This is a genomic window from Kitasatospora sp. NPDC056531 (genome assembly GCF_042794375.1).
Classification (GTDB): domain Bacteria; phylum Actinomycetota; class Actinomycetes; order Streptomycetales; family Streptomycetaceae; genus Kitasatospora.
The window spans coordinates 15743-28775 of record NZ_JBHTTU010000056.1; the positions used below are offsets into that span (position 1 = coordinate 15743).

At 71.4% G+C, this 13033-nt stretch carries 16 protein-coding genes and 1 riboswitch; of the genes, 5 read left to right on the forward strand and 11 right to left on the reverse strand.

What is annotated here, in order from left to right; translation table 11 throughout:
- Window positions 1-504: 504 nt before the first annotated feature.
- Window positions 505-2025, forward strand: coding sequence for a sensor histidine kinase (locus tag ACFQ87_RS32220; RefSeq protein WP_380614407.1), 1521 nt, complete (start codon window positions 505-507; stop codon window positions 2023-2025).
- A 428-nt stretch (window positions 2026-2453) separates the two neighbouring features.
- On the opposite strand, the gene ACFQ87_RS32225 is transcribed toward ACFQ87_RS32220, so the two are convergent.
- Complete coding sequence (locus ACFQ87_RS32225; protein WP_014138019.1) at window positions 2454-2705, reverse strand: WhiB family transcriptional regulator; 252 nt, start codon at window positions 2703-2705, stop codon at window positions 2454-2456.
- 367 nt (window positions 2706-3072) lie between these two features.
- Window positions 3073-4044, reverse strand: a complete 972-nt coding sequence (locus tag ACFQ87_RS32230) for a diacylglycerol/lipid kinase family protein (protein ID WP_380614408.1) — start codon at window positions 4042-4044, stop codon at window positions 3073-3075.
- A gap of 50 nt (window positions 4045-4094) precedes the next feature.
- Between ACFQ87_RS32230 and ACFQ87_RS32235 the strand changes: the two genes are divergently transcribed.
- Complete coding sequence (locus tag ACFQ87_RS32235; RefSeq protein WP_380614409.1) at window positions 4095-4511, forward strand: hypothetical protein; 417 nt, start codon at window positions 4095-4097, stop codon at window positions 4509-4511.
- A 123-nt stretch (window positions 4512-4634) separates the two neighbouring features.
- Here ACFQ87_RS32235 and ACFQ87_RS32240 read toward each other — a convergent pair whose 3' ends face one another.
- The 8 genes from ACFQ87_RS32240 to sodN all read right to left on the reverse strand — a co-directional run bounded on the left by ACFQ87_RS32240 (window position 4635) and on the right by sodN (window position 10999).
- Entirely contained in the window at window positions 4635-5513 is an 879-nt protein-coding gene (locus ACFQ87_RS32240) for an RNA polymerase sigma factor SigF (protein ID WP_380614428.1), read from the reverse strand.
- Window positions 5514-5782: 269 nt separating this feature from the next.
- A complete protein-coding gene (locus tag ACFQ87_RS32245; protein WP_380614410.1) occupies window positions 5783-6193 on the reverse strand; it encodes an anti-sigma regulatory factor in 411 nt (136 codons plus the stop codon).
- A gap of 235 nt (window positions 6194-6428) precedes the next feature.
- Window positions 6429-6905 (reverse strand): GNAT family N-acetyltransferase, encoded by a 477-nt coding sequence (locus tag ACFQ87_RS32250; RefSeq protein WP_380614411.1) that lies wholly within the window; start codon window positions 6903-6905, stop codon window positions 6429-6431.
- 9 nt (window positions 6906-6914) lie between these two features.
- Window positions 6915-7298, reverse strand: coding sequence for a nuclear transport factor 2 family protein (locus ACFQ87_RS32255; RefSeq protein ID WP_380614412.1), 384 nt, complete (start codon window positions 7296-7298; stop codon window positions 6915-6917).
- A gap of 88 nt (window positions 7299-7386) precedes the next feature.
- Window positions 7387-8379, reverse strand: coding sequence for an ABC transporter substrate-binding protein (locus ACFQ87_RS32260; RefSeq protein WP_380614413.1), 993 nt, complete (start codon window positions 8377-8379; stop codon window positions 7387-7389).
- 36 nt (window positions 8380-8415) lie between these two features.
- On the reverse strand, window positions 8416-9213 hold the full coding sequence (locus ACFQ87_RS32265) for an ABC transporter ATP-binding protein (protein ID WP_380614414.1): 798 nt from the start codon (window positions 9211-9213) through the stop codon (window positions 8416-8418).
- Window positions 9210-10268 (reverse strand): FecCD family ABC transporter permease, encoded by a 1059-nt coding sequence (locus ACFQ87_RS32270; protein WP_380614415.1) that lies wholly within the window; start codon window positions 10266-10268, stop codon window positions 9210-9212. Before ACFQ87_RS32270 ends, ACFQ87_RS32265 begins: the two co-directional genes overlap by 4 nt.
- Before the next feature lie 96 nt (window positions 10269-10364).
- Window positions 10365-10516, reverse strand: a riboswitch (cobalamin riboswitch).
- An 87-nt stretch (window positions 10517-10603) separates the two neighbouring features.
- A complete protein-coding gene (gene sodN / locus ACFQ87_RS32275; protein ID WP_045699892.1) occupies window positions 10604-10999 on the reverse strand; it encodes a superoxide dismutase, Ni in 396 nt (131 codons plus the stop codon).
- 258 nt (window positions 11000-11257) lie between these two features.
- Here sodN and sodX point away from each other — a divergent pair, with 258 nt between their 5' ends.
- Window positions 11258-11620, forward strand: a complete 363-nt coding sequence (gene sodX, locus ACFQ87_RS32280) for a nickel-type superoxide dismutase maturation protease (RefSeq protein WP_380614429.1) — start codon at window positions 11258-11260, stop codon at window positions 11618-11620.
- 3 nt (window positions 11621-11623) lie between these two features.
- Here sodX and ACFQ87_RS32285 read toward each other — a convergent pair whose 3' ends face one another.
- Entirely contained in the window at window positions 11624-12211 is a 588-nt protein-coding gene (locus ACFQ87_RS32285) for a CGNR zinc finger domain-containing protein (RefSeq protein WP_380614416.1), read from the reverse strand.
- A 93-nt stretch (window positions 12212-12304) separates the two neighbouring features.
- Here ACFQ87_RS32285 and ACFQ87_RS32290 point away from each other — a divergent pair, with 93 nt between their 5' ends.
- Window positions 12305-12517, forward strand: a complete 213-nt coding sequence (locus ACFQ87_RS32290) for a hypothetical protein (RefSeq protein ID WP_380614417.1) — start codon at window positions 12305-12307, stop codon at window positions 12515-12517.
- Window positions 12518-12571: 54 nt separating this feature from the next.
- Window positions 12572-12901, forward strand: coding sequence for a hypothetical protein (locus ACFQ87_RS32295; protein WP_380614418.1), 330 nt, complete (start codon window positions 12572-12574; stop codon window positions 12899-12901).
- The last annotated feature ends 132 nt before the right edge of the window (window positions 12902-13033 follow it).

Genomic DNA, 13033 nt, shown 5'->3' on the forward strand with positions numbered 1-13033 from the left:
CCCCGCGCCAAGACCCGAAACCCCCATGGGCCCCCCGAAAGGGCCACAAAACCCCACGGACGGACAAAGCAGAACAAACCCGACCCCCGTCCACAGGCTGTGGACAGCGGGCCGGCCCTTTGAGCGGCGGAACATGGTTTCGGTGGGGGAGCCCCGACGGTCCCGCCGCTGACGGTGAGGTGCCCGGAAAGCACTACGGGCCACGGCGCCGACACGGGACCCTCAACCCATGCGGCACCGCAGCCCGGAGCTGTCGTCGGGCACCGGGGTCGACCGAGAACTGTGCGGGGTCCTCGCTCGGTGGTGTCCGACCGAGAAGAAGGCCGCGCGCGGTCAGGGCAGTTGCGCGGTGGACCTCTCCTTGGTGCCCTCCCATTGTGGACTAGACCAATCTGGGTTGTCTAGGCCGACCGGAAAATTGGTCTAAACAACTTCGGACGGTCGGCGACGGCCACCGCACGGTCCGCCGCGCCCGGCCCCGACCGGCGGCGCTACGCTCGCCATGTGCCCTCGCTGAACGAACTCGTCCGCCGCCACACCACCCTCACCGGGGCCGACGTGGAATGGCTCCACATGCTGGTCTCGGAGTGGCAGCTGCTCTCCGACCTCTCCTTCGCCGACCTGGTGCTGTGGATCCCCACCTGGGACGGCATCCGCTACGTCTCGGTGGCACAGATGCGGCCCAACACCGGGCCCACCTCCTACCATGACGACATGGTCGGCCACCTCGTCCCGCGCGGTCGCCGTCCACTGCTGGACGCCGCCTTCGACGAGGGGCGGATCGTGCGCGAGGGCGACCCGGAGTGGCGCGAGGAGGTCCCGGTCCGGGTCGAGTCCATCCCGGTCCGGCGCGAGGGCAAGGTGCTCGGGGTGATCGCCCGCAACACCAACCTGCTGACCGTCCGCACCCCCAGCCGGCTGGAGCTCACCTACCTGCAGAGCGCCTCCGACCTGGCCCAGATGATCGCCGCCGGCAGCTTCCCGTTCCCCGGTGTCGAGCAGGCCGACATGGACGCCGCGCCCCGGGTCGGCGACGGCCTGATCCGGCTGGACGCGGACGGTGTCGTCACCTACGCCAGCCCCAACGCCCTCTCCGCGTACCACCGGCTCGGCCTCACCACCGACCTGGTCGGCAGCCACCTCGGCCGGGCCACCGCCGACCTCGTCCCGCCGTCCCGCTCGGCCGTCCACGAGGCGCTGGTGAAACTGGCCAGCGGTTGGGCGCCGCGGCAGACCGAGGTGGAGGCGCAGGGGGGAGTGGTGACCCTGCGCGCGATCCCGCTCAAGCCCAAGGGCGCCCTGACCGGTTCGCTGGTGCTCTGCCGGGACGTCACCGAGCTGCGCCGCCGTGACCGCGAGTTGATGACCAAGGACGCCACCATCCGGGAGATCCACCACCGGGTGAAGAACAACCTGCAGACCGTCGCCGCGCTGCTGCGGTTGCAGTCCCGCCGGATGGAGTCGGAGTCCGGCCGGGCCGCGCTGGACGAGGCGGTGCGCCGGGTCGGCTCGATCGCGATCGTGCACGAGACGCTCTCCCAGGCGCTGGACGAGCAGGTGGCCTTCGACGAGATCGCCGACCGGGTGCTGGCGATGGTGATGGAGCTGTCCCAGGACGGCCGGGTCGCGACCCGCCGCACCGGCAGCTTCGGCATCCTCTCCGCGGAGGTGGCCACCCCGCTGTCGATGGTGCTGACCGAGCTGCTGCAGAACGCGCTGGAGCACGCCTTCGGCCCGACGGCCTCCGGGAACCTGGAGGTGAGCGCGCTGCGCGGACGGGCCCCGGCGACCGGCATGGGCTGGTCGGACAGCTGGAACGGCGGCGCCCGGCCGGAGGAGTACCTGCTGATCACGGTGCAGGACGACGGCCGCGGCATGCCGGAGGGCTTCGACCCGAAGACGGCGGGCAACCTCGGGCTGCAGATCGTCCGGACGCTGGCCACCGGCGAGCTCGGCGGCACCTTCGACATGGTGGCCGGCCCGAACGGCGGCACCAAGGTGATCCTGGAGATCCCGGTCCGCTGAGGCCCGCCGGGATTCGTTGCATCGGGGCGCGCGGCGGGAGCGTGCGCTCGGCGGAAGCGCCGGGTGCGCACTCCGCAAGCCCTTGCGGGACGGGCGCGGAAACAGAAACGAGGCCCTGTCGACCGGGGGGGGGTGGGTCGACAGGGCCTCTCAACCCGTTCCGGCCGTCGGGGGGAGTCGGCCGGAACGGGGGCTCTGGGTGGTGCGACACCTCGCTTGTGCGTTGCACACGGTGAGCGCCTCAGCTCCACAATATTGCTCTCAGTGAGCAGTATCAAGTGGCTGGACGGTCCGGTGTCGCAGGACCTCGCCGGGCAAGGCCCTTTGTGCGGAAGGCTTCACCAGGAGGTGCAGGGAAGCCTTTGATCATGTGTTGATCGGTACGGCGGTTACTGCTGGTGCTACGGCGTGTGATCAGACGGGGCTGATCAGGCGGTGCGGGCGCGGTTGCGGGCGGCACGGCGCTTCATCGCGCGGCGCTCGTCCTCGCTCATACCGCCCCAGACGCCGGCGTCCTGGCCGGTTTCGAGAGCCCACTGGAGGCACTGCTCCATCACCGGGCAGCGGCGGCACACGGCCTTGGCTTCCTCGATCTGCAGCAGAGCAGGACCGGTGTTCCCGATCGGGAAGAACAGCTCCGGGTCCTCTTCGCGGCAGACAGCGCGGTGGCGCCAGTCCATGGTCGTCCAACTCCTCCTGCCGCGGGGGTGGCCCGATCGGCATAATCGAATGGCTTGTGAATGTGAACGCTTTCACGAATCCCACAACAGCAAAAGAGACCAAAGGCCCGCCGGGCCCGGGTGGTCTGTGCTTGGGGGATTCGGCGATTCGAGGGACACCCCGCGGTCGGTGCTCCTGTGGTTCCGGAGTCGCCGTCGCTGCGATGTGTCCCGATCGCCATGTAGAGGTTCGCAAACCTCGGGCTCGGATACAACCCCCTTCGGGGAGGAATTTTTGATTCTTCGGTGTCGCCTAGCTCACAGCCAGTACTTCTATGGAGTGAAGGGGGCTTGTGCGTTCGAGAAGAAGGGTGAACCCCACTTCCGGTCACACAATCACACGCAGTGCCCGCCGTACGCCTGTGAAACTGACGCGACTCCGGTCTCCAAGATGGTCCCCGTCCACCTGGAACGGGACGGGTTCCTGCGAAACCAAGGTGAAGTGTCTGACGTCGTGATAGGAGACGACGTGCTTCCCGGACGGACCGGCCGCCGGGGCGCCGTCACTCGAAGGCGCGTACGACCGCAGGATCTGACGGATCGTTCGAGCCGTACCGAACGCCGTCATCACGGTGATTCCGAAGACGTCCAGATCCGTGTCGAAGGAGGCGAGCGGCGAGGGGTAGACCGGACGGTTGCCGAGGAACGTCCACGGCGAGGTGTTGCTGACTATCGCCAGGACCAGGCCCGGCGCGGCCTCGTGGCCCGGCAGTTCCAGGGTCACCGGGCCCCTGCGGCGATGCTCACGCTGGGTGAAGTAGTGCCGGATCGCCTGCCCCACGTAGAGGGCGTGGGTGGACTTGCGCCCGGCCCGGCGCTGCTCCTCGACCCGGCCGACCACCCCGGCGTCGAAGCCGAGGCCGGCGGTGAAGGTGAACCAGCGGTCCGGCAGGCCCTCGGTCATCGCCTTGCCCAGCCCGATGGGCCGCTCCTGCCCCTGCTCCAGCGCGTTCAGCAGGGCACCGGTGGCCTCCACCGGGTCGTTGGGCAGGCCCAGCGCGCGGGCGAAGACATTGGTCGAACCGCCCGGCACCACGGCCAGTCGCGGGACCTTCTCGCCCGGGCCGTGCGCCAGCAGCCCGTTCACCACCTCGTTGACGGTGCCGTCACCGCCCAGCGCCACCACCAGGTCGACCGTGCCGTCCTGCGCCGCCTCACGGGCCAGGTCGCGCGCGTGGCCCCGGTACTGCGTCTCGGCGACCTCCAGCTTGAGGTCGCTGCGCAGGGCGTGGATCAGCACGTCCCTGGTCCGGCCACTGGTGGTGGTGGCCTTGTGGTTCACGACCAGGAGAGCGCGCATGGGGAAAGCCTACGGGTCGGTACGGACCAACCGGCGGCTACCCTGCTGGAGTGACCGCAGAAACCCCCGCACCCGCACCCGCTCGCCCGGTTTCGCTCACCCTGGGCGCCGCCATCACCGCCCTGGAGGGCGCCGCGCTGGCCGTCGTCGGCGTCTCGGACATGGTGTCCGCGCTGTCCGGCCAGGCCAAGCAGCTGGCCCTGAACGAGTTCGGCGGCCTGGTCATCGTGCTGCTCGGCGTGCTGCCGATGCTGGCCGCCCGCGCGCTGCTCAAGGAGCGCCGCTGGGGTCGCAGCCCGGCCGTGCTGACCAACTCGATCTGCCTGCCGGTCGCGTACTACATGATCCAGAGCGGTGGCGCGATGATCGTGGTCGGCGCGGTGGTCGGCCTGCTCGGCCTGGTGGGCATCGGCTCGCTGCTGAACCCGAAGTCGACGGCGGCCCTGTACACGCAGCACGAGGGCTAAGGGCCTGTCTCTCGGGTCCTTGCCGGGTCCGCGAGAACCCAAGAGACAGGCCCCGGCGCACAGGGCCGCCGGGGCCCGAAGCCTGCCGAGCGGCCGCTCGAAGGAGCTGGGCGGCCGTCAGTCCTACTCCTCCACCAGGAGCTTCTCCCGCAGCTGGGCCAAGGTCCGCGCCAGCAGCCGGGACACGTGCATCTGGGAGATCCCCACCTCGGCGGCGATCTGCGACTGGGTCATGTTCCGGAAGAACCGCAACACCAGGATCTTCTGCTCGCGGGGCGGCAGTTGGGCCAGCAGCGGCTTGAGCGACTCGCGGTACTCGACGCCCTCCAGTGCCTCGTCGGTGGCGCCCAGGGTGTCCGCGACGGCCGGCGACTCGTCGTCGCTGTCCGGCACGTCCAGGGACAGCGTGGAGTACGCGTTGGCCGACTCCAGGCCCTCCAGGACGTCCTCCTCGGAGATCCCCAGGTGCTCGGCCAGCTCGTGCACCGTGGGGGAGCGGCCGTGCCGCTGGGAGAGCTCGCTGGTCGCCGTGGTGAGCGACAGCCGCAGCTCCTGCAGGCGGCGCGGGACGCGCACCGCCCACCCCTTGTCGCGGAAGTGCCGCTTGATCTCGCCGACGATGGTCGGCGTCGCGTAGGTGGAGAACTCGACCCCGCGCTCGTGGTCGAAGCGGTCCACCGACTTGATCAGCCCGATGGTGGCGACCTGGGTCAGGTCGTCCAGCGGCTCGCCCCGGTTGCGGAAGCGCCGGGCCAGGTGCTCGACCAGCGGGATGTGCATCCGCACCAGCTGGTTGCGCAGCTCGACGCGCTCCGGGGAGCCCTCGGGCAGTGCGGACAGTCGGACGAACAACGCGCGGGCGGCCTCCCGGTCCGGGGCGCCGGTGCGGTGCGAGCCCTGGGCGGGCACGGCGCCGTGCAGCTCCGCGGCCCCGTCCGCCTGGTCCGGCGGAGGCGTGGAGGCGGGCGTCGGCTCAGACGTCGGCTCGGTCGGGTGGCTCATCCGGTGGGCGTCCTTCGGGTGCGCTTCGTCGTTGGCGGCGAGGCCGGGAACGCTCGCCTGGGTCGGTACGGCAGGGCCCGCCGTCGCGAGGCCGGTACGGTCCAGATCACTCACGGCCATTCCCCCGTTCCGTTCCGGGAGCACCGGGGCCGTCGGCCCCGGCATCGTCTCGTTGGTCGTACCGCGTGGAGGGCGGTACCGGGAGCCGCCCGCCGGGCCCCGGTGGGGGAACGACGGACGGCCCTTGCAGGGTGCTGCTCGGTGCCCGGCTAGTGGGCGGCGGACCCGCCGCGCTTCTTGTGCAGGCTGATCGACACGGTGTTGTCCTCGCCGACCGAGGAGTCGACCTCGCCGGCCAGCGCGGAGAGCACCGTCCACGCGAAGGTGTCCCGTTCGGGCGCCCTGCCGTCCGTGGTGGGAGCGGCGACGGTCACCTTCAGCGAGTCGCCGACCAGGCGGAACTCGCAGGACAGCACGGAGCCGGGCACCGCCTGCTGGAGCAGGATGGCGCAGGCCTCGTCCACCGCGATCCGCAGGTCCTCGATCTCGTCGAGGGTGAAGTCCAACCGGGCCGCGAGCCCGGCCGTCGCTGTTCGCAGCACGGAGAGGTAGGCCCCCGCCGCGGGCAGCCGGACCTCCACGAAGTCCTGAACTCCGAGATCGCTGTCGATCTGGGACACCCTTGCCTCCTGGGTGACGCGCTGTGCTTGCTTGGTACCCCCGCCGGGGGGCCTTGCTACCGCTGTTACTACCGCTGTTGCTACCCCACGGAGGGGCGTCGATGCCGCTGGTCCGCCATCGTCGCGGGTGCTTCGCGCCCCGGTGCGAGAGTCACTCATGGTAAGGCATTGCGACGCTGGGTGGCAGGGGCTTTGCCCTTACTCGCAGGTCGGTTCAGCGACTTCTCAACAACTCTCAACGACTGCCGGCGGCGGTCAGTGCCTCGCCGGTGAGCCGGTAGACGGTCCACTCGTCCATCGGCACTGCGCCGAGCGACTTGTAGAAGTCGATCGAGGGCTGGTTCCAGTCGAGCACCGACCACTCCACCCGCGCGTAGCCGCGCTCGACGGCGATCCGCGCGAGCTCCAGCAGGAGCGCCTTGCCGTGGCCGCCGCCGCGGGCCTCCGGGCGGACGTAGAGGTCCTCCAGGTAGATCCCGTGGGTGCCGCGCCAGGTCGAGAAGTTGAGGAACCAGACCGCGAAGCCGACCGGCTCGCCAGTGGTGTCGTCCTCGGCGATCAGGCCGAACAGCGCCGGGTTGGCGCCGAACAGCGCCTCCCGCAGCTGCTCCTCGGTGGCCACCGCCTCCTGTGGGGCCTGCTCGTAGTCCGCGAGCTCGCGGATCATGGCCAGGACGACGGGGACGTCGGTGACGACGGCGGTGCGGATCATGCCGCGAGCCTACTGCTCGGGCCCGCTCTCGTCCCAGGCCTGGATCGAGGTCTGGTCGACGATCCGGCCGTCCCGCAGGTCGGCCATCGAGGACATCAGCACCCGCACGCCGTCGGGGTAGCGGCAGGACTCCAGGAAGGCGACGTGGTCGCCCTGGACCACCACCTGTTCCAGCTTGTGGGTCATCTCGCGGCCGTAGACGTCGTTCAGCATGGCGCCGATCTCGTCCCGTCCGTGCATCACCAGGGGGTGGCTGGGCTGGGTCTTGCGGTCGACCACGCGCAGTTCGGCGTCCTCGGCGTACAGGGCCAGCAGGGCCTCGGAGTCGCAGCGCTCGATGCCCTCGCGCAGGGCCCGGGTGTCGAAGGCGGACGGCGCCGCCATGGTGGTCATGATCTCGCTCCTCCGGTCGGGTCCGTCGGCTCGTACCTCTGAGCGTACGCCCGGCGGACCCGATCGGAAGCGGCTCGATCCGGGCCGGTCAGCGGGCCGGGACGGTGCACAGGTAGTCGGCCAGGGTGCTGATCGCGGCCGGGTTGCGGGGGCTCTCGACCAGGTCGACGTAGCCCATGACCACGATCCGGTCGTTCTTGACCGCGGAGACGCCCGCCAGCGGCGGGAACGACTTGAGGAACTTCCGCTTCTCCTCGGCGCCCGGGGTCGCGTAGTCGTTGATCACGATCACCTCGGGGTCGCGCCGCACCACGCTCTCCCAGCCCGCGGTGACCCAGGTGTCGGCGAGGTCGCCCATGATGTTGGCCCCGCCGGCCTTGTCGATGATCTGGTTGGCGGCGGCGAACTTCCCGGCGGTGTAAGGCTTGTCCTGCCCGCTGTCGTACAGGAAGACGGACGGGCGGTGCTCCGGCTGCGGGACGGCGGCGATCTTCGCCTTGAAGTCGGAGACCAGCCGGTCGGCGCGGTCCCTGACGTCGAAGATCTCGCCGAGGTTGGCGAGGTCGGTGTAGAGCGCCTCCAGCGGGTCCATCACCCCGCGCTCGGTGCCCCTGCCGCGACGGCAGGACTCGCTGAGCACGTAGGAGTCGACGCCGAGCGCCTTGAACGCCTGAGGGGTGACCCCGCTGCCCTCGTCGAAGCCGTAGTGCCAGCCGGCGAAGACCAGGTCGGCCCCGGCGTCCAGCGCGATCTCCTTGGTGAGCACCTTCTTGGAGAGCCAGGTGGTCTGCTGGTAGCCGTCCTGCCAGGCCACCTTGTCGACCCGGCCCTTGTCGTCGGGCATCACGTAGCCGGCCATCCGGTCGGCGAGGCCGAGGGAGAACATCAGCTCGGCCGTGTTGACGTCGTTGGTCACCACCCGGGCGGGCTTCTGCGCGAAGGTGAGCCTCTCCCCGCAGTCGTCCACGGTCACCGGGTAGTGGGCGGAGGCGGTGGTGGCCGCGGTGGGGGCGATCTCCGCGCCGCACGCGGTGAGTCCGAGGGTGAGCAGGGCGGCGGTGGCAACGGCCTTGGTGCGCATGTCACTTCTTTCGGATCGGAGCGGTCTTCGGGTGGTTCAGGGGAGGCGGTCGAACAGCAGCTGGAGGGCGCCGGTGTCCGGGTGCCGGACCGGGGTGGCCCGGACGCCGAACACCTCGGCCAGCAGGGCGGGTCGGAGCACCTCGTGGGGCGTCCCGGAGGCCACGATCCGGCCGGCCCGCAGCACGTACAGCAGGTCGCAGTGGCCCGCCGCCAGGTTGAGGTCGTGCAGCGCGGTGAGCACCGTCGGCCCGGCCTCCCGGGCCAGGGCCAGCACCTCCAACTGGTGGGCGATGTCCAGGTGGTTGGTGGGTTCGTCCAGCACCAGCAGCCGGGGTTCCTGGACCAGCGCGCGGGCGATCAGCACCCGTTGCCGCTCGCCCCCGGAAAGGCTCAGGAAGCCGCGCTCGGCGAGGTGCCCGGCCCGGACCCGGTGCAGCGCCTCGGTGCAGCGCCGCCGGTCCTCGTCGGTCGGGCCGCCCATGCCGCGGCGGTGCGGCAGCCGGCCCATGGCGACCACCTCGGCCACCGTGAAGTCGAACCCGACGGAGTGCTCCTGGGTCAGCGCGGCCACCCGCCGGGCCGCCTGGCGCGCGGTGAGCGCGTGCAGGTCGTCGCCGTCCAGCCGGACGGCCCCGCCGGCCGGCCGCAGCACCCGGTAGACGCAGCGCAGCAGGGTCGACTTGCCGCTGCCGTTCGGTCCGACCAGGCCGACCACCTGGCCGGCGGCGGCCTTCAGGTGCACCTCGTGGACCAGCCGGGTGCCGGCCAGTTCCACCGAGACGGCGTCGACGGCGAGGTCCTCGGCGTCCGTCACATCGGTCAGGGCCGTCATCGGGCACCCCCGAGGGCGGTGCCGCGACGGCGCATCAGCAGTAGGAAGGCGGGCACCCCGAGGACCGCGGTGAACACCCCGACGGGCAGTTCGGCGGGTGCCAGCAGGGTGCGCGAGGCGATGTCCACCCAGACCAGCAGGAGCGCCCCGGCGAGCGGGGCGATCAGCAGCACCCGGCGGTGTCCGGCGCCGACCAGCATCCGGGCCAGGTGCGGCATCAGCAGCCCGACGAAGCCGATCGCCCCGCTGACCGCGACCACGGTGCCGGTGACGGCGGCGGTCACCGTGAACAGTTCGCGGCGCAGCCGGTCAGGGTCCACGCCGAGCGAGGCGGAGGTCTCGTCGCCCATGGCGAGCGCGTCCAACCGCCCGGCGGCGCAGCCGAGGTAGGCCAGTCCGGCCAGGACGGTGCAGGCGGCGATCGGCACCGAGCCCCAAGTGGCGCCGCCGAGGCTGCCGAGCAGCCACATCATCGCGTCCCGGGCGGCCTCGCCGCGGTCGGCGGCGAAGACCATCAGGGTGGTGGCGGCGGAGAAGCCGTAGGACAGGGCGGTGCCGGTGAGCACCAGGCGCAGCGGGGTGAGGCCGTACGCGGTGCGGGCGGCGAGGTAGACCAGCGTCATGGCGACCAGCGCGGAGCCGAAGGCGGAGGCGGAGATCGCCCACACCCCGAGCGAGGCGAAGGCGCCGAACAACAGGACGGCGTTGGCGCCGACGGCCGCGCCGGAGGAGATGCCGAGGACGAAGGGGTCGGCGAGCGCGTTGCGCACCAGCGCCTGGACGGCGACGCCGGTGGCGGCGAGTCCGGCGCCGACCACGGCGGCCAGGACGGTGCGCGGCAGCCGGATCTCCCAGACGATGGCGTACCCGGCCGCCTCGCTCGCGTCCAGCCGGCCGCCCGTCAGTCCGGCGCCCAGGAGCCGCAGGACGCGGGGGAGTTCGATTCCGGAGGCGCCGAGCGCGACCCCGGAGACCAGGGAGAGCAGCAGGGCGGCGGCGAGGCCGACGGCGAGTGGGAGCGTGGGTATTCGGCGAGCGGGCGAACTGCTGTCCACGAGAGGATCGCGCCTTGCCTCGGGCCGTGGGCGTGCCGGGGCGGGCGCCGGCCGGGGGCGTGCCCGGGCGCCTTCCCCTCGCAGTCCACGGCGAGTTGTCGGGAGTTCAGCGGCCGAGGGCGATCGGGCTGGCGCGGACGCGGGGGGTGCCCCCGGGGCCGCGCTCACCGTTGCGGGTCAGCGCCGGATTCACACCGGACTTCCCCCTCGGACGCCCTGGCAGCATAACAGCCACTCAGGCCAGGCAACCCTTACCTGGCATGGATCGGGCGTGAACGCACGACCGCCCCCGTCCGACGGGCGGACGGGGGCGGCCGGGTGGCGACGCGTCAGGCTCAGGCCTGCTTGGTCTCCCAGAAGATCTTGTCGACCTCGGCGATCAGGTCCAGCAGGGCCTGGCCGGTGGCCGGGTCGGTGGACGCCTTGGCGGCCGAGGCGGCCTTCAGGGTGTCGTTGATCAGCTGGTGCAGCTGGGGGTACTTCTCGAAGTGCGGGGCCTTGAAGTAGTCGCTCCACAGCACCGAGATGTGGTGCTTGACGGCCTCGGCGCGCTGCTCCTTGATGATGATGGCGCGGGCGCGGAAGTGCGGGTCCTCGTTGGCCTGGTACTTCTCCTGGGTGGCCTTGACCGACTCGGCCTCAAGCTTGGCCTGCGCCGGGTCGTAGACGCCGCAGGGCAGGTCGCAGTGGGCGTGAGCGGTGGCACGCGGTGCAAACAGACGAGAGAACATGGGAGTCCTTCCTTAGATCGTCTTCCCGCGCCCGAGATTACCCTTCCGCCCCCCGGGTTTCGCGATCGGGCGGTGGGCCTAGGGCGAAAGGCGGACCCGGAACCGGGGTAATCCGGACATCGAACGGATGACGGTCCGTGCGGCAGACTGGGTGCGGTTGGTCCAGGAGGAGGAGTCGTGGCGCGGAGCGCGGAGCCGCAGGGCGGTGCGGGGGGTGGCGTGGTGCCGTTCGGGCTGGTCGACGTGGCGGGCCCGTCGATGGTCCCGACCCTGCGCGAGGGCGACCAGCTGCTGGTCCGCTACGGCGCGCCGATCCGGCCGGGCGCGGTGGTGCTGTTCCGGCACCCCCTCCAGCAGGACCTGCTGGTGGTGAAGCGGGCGGCCGAGCGCCGCCCGAAGGGCTGGTGGCTGCTGTCCGACAACCGGCCGGTGGACAGCGACAGCCGCAGCTACGGCCCGGTCCCGGACGACCTGGTGCTCGGCCGGGTGCTGCTGCGGCTGCGCCCGAGCCCGGCCTGGCTGGCGCCGGGCCGCCGGCTGGAGCGGCTGCTGCTCAGCCCCCGGCTGGCCCGGGTGCCGGGCCTGGCCCGCCGTCTCGGGGTCTTCGTCGAAGGGCTCTGAGGCCTACTGCCCGGCGCTGAGCGCCGCCTCGGCCTCCTGGCGCTTGCGGGCCCGGTAGGCCGCCACGTTGGCGCGGGTCGCGCAGCGGTCCGAGCAGTAGCGGCGGGAGCGGTTGGTCGAGGTGTCCAGGTAGGCGTTGCGGCAGGGCGCGGCCTGGCAGATGCCGAGCCGGTCGGCGCCCAGTTCGGTGAGGTGGACGGCCAGGCCCATGCAGGCGACCGCGCTGAAGTGGGCGGTGGCGGTCGGCGAGTTGTCGGCCAGGTGCAGGTGCCAGCGCGGCCGGCCGGCGTCGTCCAGGTGGTCGTGCCCGGACACCAGCGGGCTGACGGGGTACTCCATCAGCAGGCTGTTCAGCAGGTCGACGGCCCGGACCTCGTCCCCCTCGGCGGCGGCCTCGAACACCCCGCGCAGCCTGGTCCGCACGCCCCGCAGTCGGGGCACGTCGGACTCGTCGGCCAGCGCGGCGGCCCGGGAGGAGTCGGAGAACAGGGTGCGCACCGCGTCCACCGAGGTCAGCGTGTCGGTGCCGCGCTCGGGTTCCTCGGTGTTCACCAGCCGAACGGCGAGATCGGCGTACGAGGCGAGCTCCACGGCGGTCCTTCCAAAGGGATCGGTAACGGGCTGGATGCTTCCAGCCTATTACGGAGTGAGGGATTGTGTCGGGCTCTGCAGTCGGGCTCCGTTGTGTCGATAACCCCGGGACAGGCGACTGCGATCGTCCCCAGCGCCGCGCTGTACGCGTACCGCGTCCGCAACAAGTGCGGTGAGGCCCACGCGTTCAAGGTCTACTTCCCGGAGATCGGCAGGTCCACGTTCTGCGCGACCATCGACCCGTACGAGAGCTACTCGTACACGTACATGGGCGAGACGACGTGGTGGGAGGTCCGCACCTGCTAGCCGCCGCACATCCGTGAACGCACTGAACAGACCCACTGGGAGAACGGACGGTACATGAGGGTGCGAAGCATGGCGATCGGCCGGACGCCGGCCGTCGGCGCGGTCACGGCCGGGCTGGCGTTGACCGTCTCGGTCGCGGCTCCCGCCACGACGGCCTCGGCGGATCCGGGGTTCTGCGGGGTCCGTGCCGGAGTGAACGCCGGAGGGGACGAGGCGAGCATCATCTACACGGTTCGGAACAAGTGCGCCGACGCGCACAGCTTCCGGGTGCGCCTCCCGTCCTCGGGACGCGAGAGCGGCTGCCAGAACGTGCCGGGCTACGGCTACGGGTACTTCGCGATCCAGTTCGCCGACCGCGACCGGCAGATCATCGCGTGCTCGTGACCGCCTGACGCCGCGGTGACCGGGGTCGGGGGGGGGGGGGGGGGGAGGGGGGGAAGGAGGAGGACGGAGAAGGAAGAGGGAAGAGAGGAGAGGAGGGGGGGGGGGAGGAGATGGGGGGGGGGAGAGCGGGAG

Excerpts from the sequence above, each read along its gene's own strand:
- ACFQ87_RS32225 (WP_014138019.1), bottom strand. The coding sequence starts at position 2,705 with ATGGACTGGCGCCACCGCGCTGTCTGCCGCGAAGAGGACCCGGAGCTG.
- ACFQ87_RS32230 (WP_380614408.1), bottom strand. The coding sequence starts at position 4,044 with ATGCGCGCTCTCCTGGTCGTGAACCACAAGGCCACCACCACCAGTGGC.
- ACFQ87_RS32240 (WP_380614428.1), bottom strand. The coding sequence starts at position 5,513 with ATGAGCCACCCGACCGAGCCGACGTCTGAGCCGACGCCCGCCTCCACG.
- ACFQ87_RS32250 (WP_380614411.1), bottom strand. The coding sequence starts at position 6,905 with ATGATCCGCACCGCCGTCGTCACCGACGTCCCCGTCGTCCTGGCCATG.
- ACFQ87_RS32255 (WP_380614412.1), bottom strand. The coding sequence starts at position 7,298 with ATGACCACCATGGCGGCGCCGTCCGCCTTCGACACCCGGGCCCTGCGC.
- ACFQ87_RS32260 (WP_380614413.1), bottom strand. The coding sequence starts at position 8,379 with ATGCGCACCAAGGCCGTTGCCACCGCCGCCCTGCTCACCCTCGGACTC.
- ACFQ87_RS32265 (WP_380614414.1), bottom strand. The coding sequence starts at position 9,213 with ATGACGGCCCTGACCGATGTGACGGACGCCGAGGACCTCGCCGTCGAC.
- sodN (WP_045699892.1), bottom strand. The coding sequence starts at position 10,999 with ATGTTCTCTCGTCTGTTTGCACCGCGTGCCACCGCTCACGCCCACTGC.
- sodX (WP_380614429.1), top strand. The coding sequence starts at position 11,258 with ATGGTCCCGACCCTGCGCGAGGGCGACCAGCTGCTGGTCCGCTACGGC.
- ACFQ87_RS32295 (WP_380614418.1), top strand. The coding sequence starts at position 12,572 with ATGAGGGTGCGAAGCATGGCGATCGGCCGGACGCCGGCCGTCGGCGCG.